The sequence below is a fragment of the Solimonas soli DSM 21787 genome (assembly GCF_000474945.1).
GTDB lineage: Bacteria > Pseudomonadota > Gammaproteobacteria > Nevskiales > Nevskiaceae > Solimonas > Solimonas soli.
On sequence record NZ_AXDW01000004.1, the window covers coordinates 1 to 13,233 of the forward strand.

Annotated in this window: 10 protein-coding genes; 9 read left to right on the forward strand and 1 reads right to left on the reverse strand. The window is 68.1% G+C overall.

Features of this window, described 5'->3' with window-relative positions; translation table 11 throughout:
• Positions 1 to 121: 121 nt before the first annotated feature.
• The 5 genes from dnaE (at position 122) to pyrG (ending at position 8,347) form a co-directional block, all read left to right on the forward strand.
• Positions 122 to 3,706 (forward strand): DNA polymerase III subunit alpha, encoded by a 3,585-nt coding sequence (gene dnaE / locus K344_RS0102700; RefSeq protein WP_028079384.1) that lies wholly within the window; start codon positions 122 to 124, stop codon positions 3,704 to 3,706.
• A gap of 195 nt (positions 3,707 to 3,901) precedes the next feature.
• On the forward strand, positions 3,902 to 4,093 hold the full coding sequence (locus tag K344_RS0102705) for a hypothetical protein (RefSeq protein ID WP_028079385.1): 192 nt from the start codon (positions 3,902 to 3,904) through the stop codon (positions 4,091 to 4,093).
• A gap of 144 nt (positions 4,094 to 4,237) precedes the next feature.
• A complete protein-coding gene (locus tag K344_RS0102710; protein WP_028079386.1) occupies positions 4,238 to 5,200 on the forward strand; it encodes an acetyl-CoA carboxylase carboxyltransferase subunit alpha in 963 nt (320 codons plus the stop codon).
• Between the two features lie 75 nt (positions 5,201 to 5,275).
• A complete protein-coding gene (gene tilS / locus K344_RS19805) occupies positions 5,276 to 6,550 on the forward strand; it encodes a tRNA lysidine(34) synthetase TilS (protein ID WP_043113653.1) in 1,275 nt (424 codons plus the stop codon).
• Positions 6,551 to 6,646: 96 nt separating this feature from the next.
• Positions 6,647 to 8,347 (forward strand): CTP synthase, encoded by a 1,701-nt coding sequence (pyrG, locus tag K344_RS19810; RefSeq protein ID WP_051361811.1) that lies wholly within the window; start codon positions 6,647 to 6,649, stop codon positions 8,345 to 8,347.
• A 416-nt stretch (positions 8,348 to 8,763) separates the two neighbouring features.
• On the opposite strand, the gene kdsA is transcribed toward pyrG, so the two are convergent.
• Positions 8,764 to 9,612 carry a 3-deoxy-8-phosphooctulonate synthase gene (gene kdsA, locus K344_RS0102725; RefSeq protein ID WP_028079387.1) on the reverse strand — a complete coding sequence of 283 codons (849 nt, stop codon included), beginning with the start codon at positions 9,610 to 9,612 and terminating at the stop codon, positions 8,764 to 8,766.
• Between the two features lie 183 nt (positions 9,613 to 9,795).
• On the opposite strand from kdsA, the gene K344_RS0102730 reads away from it, so the two are divergent.
• The 4 genes from K344_RS0102730 (at position 9,796) to ispD (ending at position 13,229) form a co-directional block, all read left to right on the forward strand.
• On the forward strand, positions 9,796 to 10,752 hold the full coding sequence (locus tag K344_RS0102730; protein WP_084196880.1) for an aspartyl/asparaginyl beta-hydroxylase domain-containing protein: 957 nt from the start codon (positions 9,796 to 9,798) through the stop codon (positions 10,750 to 10,752).
• Positions 10,753 to 10,846: 94 nt separating this feature from the next.
• Positions 10,847 to 12,142: a phosphopyruvate hydratase gene (gene eno / locus K344_RS0102735; protein WP_028079389.1), complete on the forward strand. Its 1,296-nt coding sequence runs from the start codon at positions 10,847 to 10,849 to the stop codon at positions 12,140 to 12,142.
• Positions 12,143 to 12,217: 75 nt separating this feature from the next.
• On the forward strand, positions 12,218 to 12,496 hold the full coding sequence (ftsB, locus tag K344_RS0102740; RefSeq protein ID WP_028079390.1) for a cell division protein FtsB: 279 nt from the start codon (positions 12,218 to 12,220) through the stop codon (positions 12,494 to 12,496).
• 10 nt (positions 12,497 to 12,506) lie between these two features.
• The gene (gene ispD / locus K344_RS0102745; RefSeq protein WP_028079391.1) at positions 12,507 to 13,229 is read left to right on the forward strand and encodes a 2-C-methyl-D-erythritol 4-phosphate cytidylyltransferase; all 723 of its coding nucleotides are present in this window, start codon (positions 12,507 to 12,509) and stop codon (positions 13,227 to 13,229) included.
• The last annotated feature ends 4 nt before the right edge of the window (positions 13,230 to 13,233 follow it).

The window sequence follows — 13,233 nt, forward strand, 5'->3', positions numbered from 1 at the left end:
TGTGCGCGGGTGGGCGCATGAGCGTGCGACACGGTGCTTTGCGCGCAGCGCAAACGGGTGCGGGAGCACGCTCTCTCATGCGTGCGGCCGTGCGCATGGGCGGCGGGGCGGGGGTGGCGGCATGAGCGGCGCGCCGGCCTTCGTCCATCTGCGCCTGCACACCGAGTTCTCGCTGACCGACAGCGTGGTGCGCGTCGAGCCGCCGAAGCGCAAGGGCGGCGGCGTCGGCGCGACCTTGGTGTCGAAGGCCGCCGAACTCGGCTTTCCGGCGATCGCCATCAGCGATCGCAGCAACACCTTCGCGATGGTGAAGTTCTACAAGTCGGCCGAAGGCGCCGGCATCAAGCCGATCATCGGCTGCGATCTGTGGCTGGAACCGCGCACGACGGGCGACGGGCCGGAGCGGCTGACGCTGCTGGTGCAGAACGAGGGCGGCTACCGCAACATCGCCAAGCTGCTGTCGCTCGCCTACACGGAAGGCCAGAAGAGCGGCGAGCCGCTCATCGCACGCGCCTGGCTGCGCGAGCACGGCGACGGTCTGATCGCGCTCAGCGGCCGCGACGGCGCGATCTTCCGTGCCGCCGCGTCCGACAATGTCGCCGCCGCGCGCGAGGCGCTCGGCGAGCTGCGCGCGCTGTTCCCGCAGCGCCTGTATCTGGAGATCTCGCGCTGCGGCCGCGCCGGCGACGACGAATGGGTCGACGCCGCGGCGGCGCTGTCGCGTCACGAGCAGGTGCCGCTGGTCGCGACCAACGACGTGCGCTTCCTGACGCGCGAGGAGTTCGATTCGCACGAGGCGCGCGTCTGCATCGCGCAGGGCCGCGTGCTCAACGATCCGAAGCGGCCGCGCGACTACACCGAGGAGCAGTACCTGAAGTCGGCGGAGGAGATGGCGGCGCTGTTCGCCGACCTTCCGGAGGCGCTGGCGAATTCGGTGGAGATCGCCCGGCGCTGCTCGCTGACGCTGAAGTTCGCGCCGCCCTACCACCTGCCGAACTTCCCGGTGCCCGAAGGCCACGACGCCAACTCCTGGCTGCGGCGTCGCTCCGAGGAGGGCCTGCGCGAGCGCTTCACCATGATCACCTTGGCCGCGCCGGAGGAGGAGTACTGGAAACGGCTCGATTACGAGCTCGGCATCATCGAGAAGATGGGCTTCGCCGGCTATTTCCTGGTGGTGTCGGACTTCATCGAGTGGGCGAAGAACAACGGCTGTCCGGTCGGCCCGGGCCGCGGTTCGGGCGCCGGCTCGCTGGTCGCCTACGCGATCAAGATCACCGATCTCGATCCCTTGCCGTACAACCTGCTGTTCGAGCGCTTCCTCAATCCGGAGCGCGTGTCGATGCCGGACTTCGACGTCGACTTCTGCATGGACAACCGTGACCGCGTGATCGACTACGTCACGCACAAGTACGGTCGCGATCGCGTCGGCCAGATCATCACCTATGCGACGATGGCGGCGCGCGGCGTGATCCGCGACGTCGCGCGCGTCATGGGCCATGGCTACGGCTTCGCCGATTCGATCGCCAAGCTGATTCCCGGCACGCCGGGCGCAACGCTCGCCGACGCCATCGACTCGGTGCCGGAGCTCAAGCAGCGCTACGAGGCCGAGGAAGACACGCGCGCGGTCATCGACATGGGTCTGGCGCTCGAAGGCGTGACGCGCGGCGTCGGCGTGCACGCCGGCGGCGTGGTCATCGCGCCGCAGCCCCTGAGCGACTACACGCCGATGTATTGCGAACCCGGCGGCGCCGGCATGCGCACGCAGTTCGACATGAAGGATCTCGAATCGGTCGGTCTCGTGAAGTTCGACTTCCTCGGCCTGAAGACGCTGACGGTGATCCAGGAAGCGGTCGTCAACATCGAGAAGACCTCGCGGCGCAGGATCGACGTGCTCAAGCTGCCGATCGACGACGCGCAGACCTACGCCTTGTACGCGAGCGGCGACACGACCGCGGTGTTCCAGATGGAATCGCCGGGCATGCAGCGCGCCTCGAAGGACCTCAGGCCGGACACCTTCGAGGACATCATCGCGCTGGTGTCGCTGTATCGACCGGGCCCGATGGAGCTGATCCCGGAGTATTGCGCGCGCAAGCGCGGCGACGCGCCGGTCACCTACCTGCATCCGGAGATGGAGGCCGTGCTGCAGCCGACCTACGGCATCTTCGTCTATCAGGAGCAGGTGATGCAGATGTCGCAGCGCCTTGCCGGCTACACGCTGGGCGGCGCCGACCTGCTGCGTCGCGCGATGGGCAAGAAGATCAAGGCCGAGATGGACAAGCAGCGCGAGGTGTTCACCTCGGGCGCGATCGGCCGCGGCGTCGACGCGGGCATCGCCACGCAGGTCTTCGACCTGATGGACAAGTTCGCCAACTACGGCTTCAACAAGTCGCACGCCGCCGCCTATGCGCTGGTCTCCTACCAGACGGCGTGGCTCAAGACGCATTACCCGGCCGAGTTCATGGCGGCGGTGCTGTCCTGCGAAATGCAGCACACGGAAACGATCGTCACCATGCGCGAGGAATGCCTGCGCATGGGCCTGACCATGCTGCCGCCGGACGTCAACCGCAGCCACTTCCGCTTCACCGTGCCGCAGCCGGGCGTGATCCGCTACGGCCTCGGCGCGATCAAGGGCGCGGGCGAGGCGGCGCTCGAAGGCATTCTCGACGAGCGCGAGCGCAACGGGCCGTTCAAGGATCTGTTCGACTTCTGCAAGCGGGTCGACACGAAGAAGGCCAACAAGCGCGTGCTCGAAGCGCTGATCTCGTCCGGCGCGATGGACGGCTTCGGTCTCAACCGGCCGTCGCTGCTGAAGACGCTGCCGAAGGCGCTGCAGCTCGCCGAGGCGACGGCGGCGAGCGCCGACTCCGGGCAGAACGACATGTTCGGACACGGCGGCGGCGCCGCGAAAAGCGACGCGCAGGTGTCGCCCGACCTCGAGGCCGACTGGTCGCAGCGCGAGCTGCTCGCCAAGGAGCGCGAGACGCTCGGCTTCTACCTCTCCGGTCATCCGATCGAAGCCTACGGCGAGATCATTTCCCAGGTCTGCAGCGGCCGGCTGCACGAGCTGGTGCAGCAGTACGCCGTGCCGCAGCCGGTCGATGGCAAGGGCAAGCCGATCTGGCAGCCGCGCAGCAAGCTGATGTTCGCCGCCTGGGTCGGCGACGTGCGCTTCTTCAAGGGCGACGGCCGCGGCGGCGCCAGCTACAAGCTCACGCTCGACGATCGCGCCACGCAGCTGTCGACCTGGATCGACGCCGACAAGTGGTCCAGGTACGCGCCGTTCGTGAAGCCGGACCAGCTGGTGTTCGCCATCGCCGAGATCGGCCTGTCGCCGGCGCGCGACGGCCGCGAGCCAGAGCCGCGCCTCTACAACCCCGACTTCCTTTCGCTCGACGACGTGCTGCGCGATTACGCGACGCGCCTCGTGCTCGACTGGAAGAAGTCCGCCAGCGAGGTCGTCGCCCTGCGCAAGCGCCTGCTGGCGCGGCGCGGCGGGCAGACGCCGGTGACGGTGCGCTATCGCGGCGCGAGCGCCGCCTGCGAGCTGGAATTCGGCGCCGACTGGAAGCTGCGCCTCGACGACGAAACGGTGCTGGCGCTGCAGCAGTGGCTCGGCGCCGACGGCGTGCAGCTGCAGTACAGGCGCTTCCAGCCGCCGATTCCCGAGCGGCGCTTCGCGGCGGCGGGCGGCCTGGACGACGAATGAGCCGCGTGCCCGTCGCGCCGCGCCCGATGCGCGGGCCGGCGGGATGGCGGCCGGCCATCGATGAAAATCTCTTCATGCAACCTCCCGCGCCGGGCCGAGTCTCTAGCTGCGTGAGTCGCGGTCCGCGCCGTCGCCCCGACGGCGCGGTCGACCGTGACGTGGCCGGGAACCGGGATCGGCCTGAAGGAGTCCGCCATGACGATCAGCATCAAGTCGCGCGACGCGCAGCACATGTCGCACGAGGCCATCGAGATGGGCATCGAGCTGTGGGACGTGTACCAGGGGGAGGCGCTGGTCGGCGTCTTCCGCAGCGAAGCCGACGCGCTGGGCTACAAGGCCCTGCTCGAGAGCGGTGCGCTGGAGCGCCTGCAGGTGCATCACGCGTAAGCCGCAGGCGCACGCGCGGCGCCGTGCGACGGCGCCGGACCGGCGCCGGCAATTGCGGTAAAGTTCGGCTCCAGCGCCTTTTCGGCGCCGGGGCGGCGCGTGCCGCTTCGGCATTCCCCAAGCTGCGCCACGAACGATGACCGCATGAACCTCAATTATCTCGACTTCGAACAGCCGATCGCCGAACTCCAGCAGAAGATCGAAGAACTGCGCTTCGCCACGACCGGCAGCGGCGTCAACCTGACGGAAGAGATTTCGCGGCTCGAAGCCAAGAGCCGGCAGTTGACCGAGTCGGTGTTCTCGAAGCTGACGCCGTGGCAGGTCGTGCAGATCGCGCGTCATCCGCAGCGCCCGTACTCGCTCGACTACATCAAGGCGATGTTCACCGACTGGGAAGAACTGCACGGCGACCGTCACTTCGCCGACGATCCGAGCATCGTCAGCGGCGTCGCCCGTCTCGAAGGCCGCGCCGTCGTCGTCATCGGCCAGCAGAAGGGCCGCGACGCCAAGGAGCGCGTCTACCGCAACTTCGGCATGCCGAAACCCGAGGGCTACCGCAAGGCGCTGCGCCTGATGAAGCTCGCCGAGAAGTTCAATCTGCCGATCATCACCTTCATCGACACGCCCGGCGCCTATCCGGGCATCGACGCCGAGGAGCGCAACCAGTCCGAGGCCATTGCCCGCAATCTGCTCGAACTGTCGAAGCTGCGCACGCCGGTGCTGGCGACGGTGATCGGCGAGGGCGGCTCGGGCGGCGCGCTGGCGATCGGCGTCGCCGACCACATCATGATGCTCCAGCACAGCATCTACTCGGTGATCTCGCCGGAAGGCTGCGCGTCGATCCTGTTCAAGGAGGCGAGCCGTGCGCCGGAGGCGGCCGAGGCCATGCGCATCACCGCGCCCGATCTCTATGAGCACAAGCTGATCGACGAAATCGTGCCGGAGCCGCTCGGCGGCGCACACCGCGATCCGCAGGCGATGATCGCCACGGTCCGCCAGAAGCTGGTCGCCAACCTCGAACGCCTGCGCCACACGCCGATGACGCAGCTGATGGCGACGCGTTATCAGCGGCTGATGTCGTACGGCTCCTTCGAAACCCTCCACTGACGATGCGAGATCGGCTCTGCTCACAACGGCCGCTTTCACATCGTCGGCGCCGCTCGCTGGTTTGCCGAGCGTGGCATGAAGCTGGAAATCCCCGAACTCGCGCCGCGCGCCCACGTCTGGGTCGCGTTCAGCGGCGGGCTTGATTCCACGGTGCTGCTGCATCTGCTGCACGAGCGGCGGGTGCCGAACCTGCGCGCGGTGCACGTCCATCACGGCTTGCAGGATGCGGCGGACGACTGGGTGCGCCATGCGCGCCGCGTCTGCCGCGCCCTGGGCGTGCCGCTGACGGTGAAGCGCGTGACGGTGCGCGACGCCGGCGAGGGGCCGGAGGCGGCGGCGCGCGCGGCGCGGCGCGCGGTCTTCGCGGCCCTGCTGCGGAAGGGCGATCTGCTGGCCACCGCGCACCATCGCGACGATCAGGCGGAGACCGTGCTGCTGCGGGCGCTGCGCGGCAGCGGCATGGCCGGACTGGCGGCGATGGCCACGCTGGCGGACTTCGGTGCCGGGCGGATCTGGCGGCCGCTGCTCGAGCTGCCGCGCGCCCGCCTGCGTGACTACGCACAGGCGCGCGGGCTCGGCTGGATCGACGATCCGCACAACACCGATGCGCGTTACGCGCGCGCCTATCTGCGCCAGGAAATCATGCCGCGCCTCGCCGCGCACTGGCCGCAGGCGGCGGGGAGCCTTGCCCATCTCGCGCAGCGCGCCGCCGCAGGCGCGCAGCTGCTGCGCGAGCTCGCCGCGATCGACCTGCAGGCGGCCCGCGCCGGCGACGGCCTGTCGGTCGCCGCGCTGCTGGCGCTGTCACCGGCGCGACGCCGCAACGCGCTCTACCACGCCTGGATCGCGCAGGGCTGGCCGGCGCCGTCGGACGACCGCCTGCAGCACCTCGAGCGCGAGGTGCTGGCGGCGCGCGCCGACGCCCAGCCGCTGCTGCGCCACGAACACGGCGAGCTGCGCCGCTACCGCGACCGGCTGTATCTGCTCGAAGCGCTGCCGCCGCTGCCGGCGCGCGGCGGGCGGATCTGGCCGGCGCGCCGCCGCGCGCTGGATCTGGGCGGCGGTCTCGGCCGCCTGCATCTCGGCGCGCCGCCGCCGCCGGGACTCGCGCTGCGCTATGCCGCCGGCGGCGAGCGCATCCAGCCGCAGGGCGCCGCCCACACGCGCAGCCTGAAGCAGCTCTGCCAGGCGCGCGGCCTGCCGCCCTGGGTGCGCCAGCGCATGCCCTTGCTCTATGAAAACAAGGAGCTGCTCGCAGTCGCCGGCTACTGGCGGAGCGCGCGCGCGGCCAGCCTGGGCCTCGATCCACGCTGGGAAACGACACTGCCCGGTGCCGCGCCGGCAGGCTGATCGGAAGCCGCTGTCCGCTTTTTGGGCACTTGCCCGCGTTGAGTGCATGCGCCCCGACGCGTAAAATTGCAGAAACCCACCGCATTGTTCCTCCCCATGCCCGACGCGCCGCATCAGACGCGATTCATTTTTGTGACCGGGGGCGTGGTGTCCTCGCTCGGTAAAGGCATTTCCGCCGCTTCGCTGGGTGCCGTCCTCGAGTCGCGCGGACTCAAGGTCAGCATGATCAAGCTCGACCCGTACATCAATGTCGACGCGGGCACCATGAGCCCGTTCCAGCACGGCGAAGTGTTCGTCACCGAGGATGGCGCCGAAACCGATCTCGATCTCGGTCACTACGAACGCTTCCTGCGTGGCAAGACCACGCGCTATTCGAACATGACCACCGGTCAGATCTATCGCAACGTGCTCGACAAGGAGCGCCGCGGCGATTATCTGGGCAAGACCGTGCAGGTCATCCCGCACATCACCGACGAAATCCAGGCCGGCATCCGCCGCGGCGCGGCCGGCGCCGACATCTGCATGGTCGAGATCGGCGGCACGGTCGGCGACATCGAGTCGCTGCCGTTCCTCGAGGCGATCCGCCAGATGGCGGTCGAGCTCGGGCGCAAGGATTCGATGTTCCTGCACCTGACGCTGCTGCCGTATGTGAAGGCGTCCGGCGAGCTGAAGACCAAGCCGACGCAGCACTCGGTCAAGGAACTGCGCGGCATCGGCATCCAGCCGGACGTGCTGATCTGCCGCACCGAGCGGCCGATCCCGGACGCCGAGCGGCGCAAGATCTCGCTGTTCACCAACGTGCCGTACCAGTCGGTGATCGCCGCCCTCGACATGGACGACATCTACAAGATTCCGGCCTGGCTGCACCAGCAGAACCTGGATCAGATCGTCATCGATCACTTCGGTCTCGATGCGCGTCCGGCCGACCTGTCGGCCTGGGAGCGCGTCGTCGAGGCGCGCCAGAAGGCCGACATGGAAGTGCAGGTGGCGATGGTCGGCAAGTACGTCGATCTCGCCGACGCCTACAAGTCGCTGAACGAGGCGCTCGCGCACGCCGGCCTGCACACCGGCACGCGCGTGAAGATCCGCTACATCGAATCCGAAGCGGTCGAGACGCAGAGCGCGCGCATCCTGCAGGGCATGGACGCGATCCTCGTGCCGGGCGGCTTCGGCGAGCGCGGCATCGAAGGCAAGATCATGGCCGCGCGTTATGCGCGCGAGAACAAGATTCCGTATCTGGGCATCTGCCTCGGCATGCAGGTCGCGGTGATCGAGTACGCGCGCAACGTCTGCGGCCTGCCGCGCGCGCATTCCACCGAGTTCGACCTGAAGACGCCGGATCCGGTGATCGGCCTGATCACCGAGTGGCAGGACGAGGCCGGCCGCAAGCAGCAGCGCGACGAGACCTCCGACAAGGGCGGCACCATGCGCCTCGGCTCGCAGGCCTGCCGCCTCAAGGCCGGTTCGAAATCGCGGGCGATGTACAACGCCGAGATCATTCGCGAACGCCACCGCCACCGCTACGAATTCAACAACCGCTACAAGCGGGTGCTGAGCGAGCACGGCATGGATCTGGTCGCCGAATCGGCCGAGAACGAGCTGGTCGAGATGATCGAGCTGCCGAACCACCCGTTCTTCGTCGGCTGCCAGTTCCATCCGGAATTCACCTCGACGCCGCGCGACGGCCATCCGCTGTTCGAGGGCTTCGTCAAGGCGGCGCGCGAGCACCATCTGGCGCATCAGCCGGCGCCGGTCGCGGCCGCGCCCGCCGCGGCGTCGAGCGCGAAAGTCGCGTGAAGCTGCGGCCGCGCCAACAGGGCCTGACAAAACCAAAGGCGCTGGAGCCCGGCTGTGACGGTGCTACAGGGTGTTCATCCGGTGAAATCTGGCCGAGCGAAGCGGTTCGACCTTTGGCTATTGGGCGCTGCCACAAATTTTCTCGGCGATAGCGGGGGCGGTAGCGGGATCTATCACCTTGTTACCGGAGCATGTCCCCCGGTTCGGGGAGGAATAGCTTGCTCTAGCGGAAATGGGCACCTCGCCGGCCTGTATTACTTGGGGTTCTCTCTCCTGAGCGGGTGGGCCTGGACGACGCGCGTAATGGACGCGCGTCGCGAGCGGCGGCGCGACAAGAGTGTCGAGAACAAGCAATGACGCCGCGAAGAAACCGTACAGGGCCGCTTCGCCGGTACCGGCTCTCATTGCGCTCCGGACTAGCTGATCTCCAGCGGCGCGAAGCCCTTCACCAGGTCGTCCAGCGCCTTGAGCTGGGTGAGGAACGGCTCCAGCTTGTCCAGCGGCAGGGCGCTCGGACCGTCGCACTTGGCCTGATCGGGATTCGGGTGCGCTTCGAGGAACAGGCCGGCGAGGCCGGTGGCAAGGCCGGCGCGGGCCAGATCGAGCACCTGCGAGCGGCGTCCGCCGGACGCGGCGGCGCCCGGATCGCGCTGCTGCAGCGCGTGCGTCACGTCGAAGATCACCGGCAGGCCGCCCGTGGATTTCTTCATGACGCCGAAGCCGAGCATGTCGACGACCAGGTTGTCGTAGCCGAAGCAGGTGCCGCGATCGCAGAGGATGATCTGCGCGTTGCCGGCCTCGCGGAATTTCTCGACGATGTTGCCGATCTGGCTCGGACTGAGGAACTGCGGCTTCTTGATGTTGACGACGCGGCCGGTCTTGGCGATTGCCACCACCAGATCGGTCTGCCGCGCCAGAAACGCCGGCAGCTGCAGCACGTCGACGACTTCGGCGACCGGCGCCGCCTGCCAGGGCTCATGCACGTCGGTGATCAGCGGCACGCCGAACTCGGCCTTCACCGCTTCGAAGATGCGCAGGCCTTCTTCCAGGCCGGGGCCGCGATAGGAGTGGATCGACGAGCGGTTGGCCTTGTCGAAGCTGGCCTTGAACACATAGGGAATGCCCAGCTTGCGCGTGACGCGCACGTACTCGGCGGCGGCCTGCAGGGCGATGTCCTTCGATTCGAGGACGTTGATCCCGCCGAAAAGGACGAACGGGGCCGAATTCGCGACGGCGATGTTCTGGATGCGGATGGTGGCTGACATGTTTTCGTCTGATGGCGAACCGGCGGCAGTGTCCGCGACGCATGGCGGGGGCGTCAACGAAACGCGCGTGAAGAACGGTTGGCCGGAGCTGTGCTTCGGCGCGCCGCCGCTCAGGAGGGATTCACGACCGCGGCGTCATTGTCGAGAGTAGCCGATCCGGGAGCGGCAAGGAGGTTCGAAAGGATGTCGATAGCGGCAATGGCGGCGCCGTCGTGGCTGGCGCCGGTCCTGCAACTCCGATGGTTCATCGCCGCCGCCTGGATGGCCGCCATCGTCTACGTGCACCGGCGCGGCGTGGTCAGGCACCGCTTCCGCCGCCAGCTGCTCGATCATTCGAGCCTCACCGCGCCGATCAACGTCGTGCTTTATGCCAGCTCGGCGGTGCCGGCGCAGCCCTTGCTCGATCTGCAGGACTTTCCCGAACTGAAGATCCTCAGGGATCACTGGCGGGAAATCCGCGACGAGGCGGCGCGCCTGTACGGCATCGGCGGCATCGGCAGGTCCGACGGCCTCAACGATCTCGGCTTCAACTCGTTCTTCAAGAAGGGCTGGGGCCGCTTCTACTTCCACTGGTATGGCCGCTTCCTGCCGTCGGCGCTGCGCGAATGCCCGCGCACCTGCGAACTGCTGCGCCAGGTGCCGGGCGTCAAGGCGGCGATGTTCACCCTGCTCGCGCCGGGCAGCCGCCTGCCGCTGCATCGCGATCCCTTTGCCGGCTCGCTGCGCTATCACCTCGGCCTGATCACGCCGAACTCCGACGCCTGCCGGCTGATCGTCGACGGCCGGACTTACGCCTGGCGCGACGGCGAGGACGTGCTGTTCGACGAGACCTACATCCACACCGCCGAGAACAAGACCGATCAGACGCGCATCATCCTGTTCTGCGACGTCGAGCGGCCGCTCAACAATCCGCTCGCGCGCGTCTTCAATCGCTTCATCGGCCGCACGCTGGCCGCGGCATCGGCCTCGCGCAACGAAGCGGGCGAGCCGCTCGGCGCGCTGAACCATCTGTTCCGCTACCTGTATTCGATCCGCATCGTCGGCAAGAAGCTCAAGGCCTGGAATCAGCCGGTCTACTACCTGATCAAGTACGCGCTGTTCGCGAGCATCCTCGGCGCGCTCCTCTGGCGCCGGCATTGAGCGGCGCGCGGCGCAGGCGCGGCCATTCATGACGCGATCGTCCGCAAACGCTAGAATCCGCGATCTTTTCAGCCCAGCCGGAGCTCGTCGCCCCATGTCGAAGATCGTCAAAGTCACCGCCCTGGAAATCATCGATTCGCGCGGCAACCCGACGGTGGAAGCCGAAGTCGAGCTGGAATCCGGCGCGACGGGCCGCGCGGCGGCGCCGAGCGGCGCTTCGACGGGCACGCGCGAAGCGGTCGAGCTGCGCGACGGCGCGCCCAAGAAGGGCAAGGCACGCTACCTCGGCAAGGGCGTGACGAAAGCCGTCGCCCACGTCGAAGGCGCGCTCGCCAAGGTCGTCACCGGCCTCGACGCGCAGGAACAGGCCGTCGTCGACGCGGCGATGATCGAAGCCGACGGCACCGAGAACAAGTCGAAGCTCGGCGCCAACGCGATTCTCGCGGTGTCGCTGGCGACGGCGAAAGCCGCCGCCGAAGAGAACTTCCTGCCGCTGTTCCAGCATCTCGGCGGCATTTCGAGCGTGACCCTGCCGGTGCCGATGATGAACGTCATCAACGGCGGTGCGCACGCCGACAACAACGTCGACATCCAGGAATTCATGATCCTGCCGGTCGGCGCGCCGAGCTTCTCCGAGGCCCTGCGCTATGGCGCCGAGATCTTCCACACGCTGAAGGGCGTGCTGAAGAGCCGCAAGCTGAACACCGCGGTCGGCGACGAGGGCGGCTTCGCGCCGGACCTGCCGTCGAACGTCGCCGCGCTCGACGTGCTGATCGAGGCGATCGAGAAGGCCGGCTACAAGCCGGGCAAGGACGTCTACCTCGGTCTGGATGTCGCCTCGAGCGAGTTCTACGAGAAGGGCAAGTACGTCCTGCACGGCGAAGGCAAGAGCTTCACCAGCGAACAGTTCGCCGACTTCCTCGCCGGCATCTGCGCCAAGTACCCGGTGATCTCGATCGAGGACGGCTGCGCGGAAGGCGACTGGAAGGGCTGGAAGTACCTGACCGAGAAGCTCGGCAACAAGGTGCAGCTGGTCGGCGACGATCTGTTCGTCACCAACACCAGGATCCTCGCCGAAGGCATCATCCGCGGCGTGGCCAACTCGATCCTGATCAAGCCGAACCAGATCGGCACGCTGACCGAGACGCTCGAAGCGATCCAGATGGCGACCGACGCCGGCTACACCAGCGTCGTCTCGCATCGTTCGGGTGAAACCGAGGACGCGACGATCGCCGATATCGCGGTCGGCACGACGGCGACGCAGATCAAGACCGGCTCGCTGTGCCGCTCGGACCGCATGGCCAAGTACAACCAGCTGCTGCGCATCGAGCGCAAGCTCGGCAAGCGCGCCCGCTATCCGGGCGCAGGCGCCTTCCCGATCCTCCTCTGAGGAGCGCGCGTCGCGGGTGCCGCCGTCCGGCGGCACCCGTGGCGTCCGCGGGGCCACTGGCTCTAGACTGCCGCCATGACCCAACGCGTCGTCATTGCCGTGCTCGCCGTACTGCTGCTCGGACTGCAGTGGCGTCTGTGGGTCGCCAACGGCGGCATCGCCCATACGCACCGGCTGAAGAACGAGGTTGCCGAGCAGCGCGCCGAGAACGAACGCCTGCAGGCGCGCAACGCGACGCTCGATGCCGAGGTCCAGGACCTCAATGCCGGCACCGTCGCCATCGAGGGCCGCGCGCGCACGACGATGGGCATGATCAAGGAAGGCGAGACCTTCTACCTCGTCGTCCAGAAATAAGCGTCGACCCGTGCAGACTTCCGCGCGTTACTGGGCCGTGATTCCGGCCGCCGGCGGCGGCACGCGCATGGGCAGCGGCCGGCCGAAGCAGTACCTGCCGCTGCGCGGCCGCACCCTGATCGAATGGTCGCTGGCGCCGTTCCTCGAAGCCGAATGGATCGACGGCATCGTGCTGGTATTGCCGAAGAGCGACAGCGAATTCGCACAGCTGCCGATCGCCCGCCATCCGCGCATCGTGCCCGTGGTCGGCGGCGCGGCGCGCGCCGAATCGGTGCTCGCCGGCCTGCGCGCGGTGGCGGCGCACACGCGGGCCTTCAGGGACGTCCGCGTGCTGGTCCACGACGCGGCGCGGCCCTGCGTGCAGGCGTCCGACATCGACCGTCTCTGCGAGGAAGCCGACGACGGGCATGGCGGCATTCTCGCGCTGCCGGTCACCGACACGCTCAAGCGCGGCAAGCCCTCGCGGCAATACACGGAGATCGCGGAAACCGTCGACCGCGCGCTCTACTGGCGCGCCCAGACGCCGCAGCTGTTCGGTCTCGAAAAGCTGATGCGGGCACTGCAGGAATGCGAGGCGCGCGGCCTCGAAGTGACCGACGAGGCGAGCGCGATGGAACGCGCCGGCTACCGGCCGCGCCTGGTGCGCGGCCGCGAATCCAACATCAAGGTCACCTATCCCGAAGACCTGCAGCTCGCCGAGTTCTGGCTGCAGCGGCAGGCGGAGCAACCCTGAATCG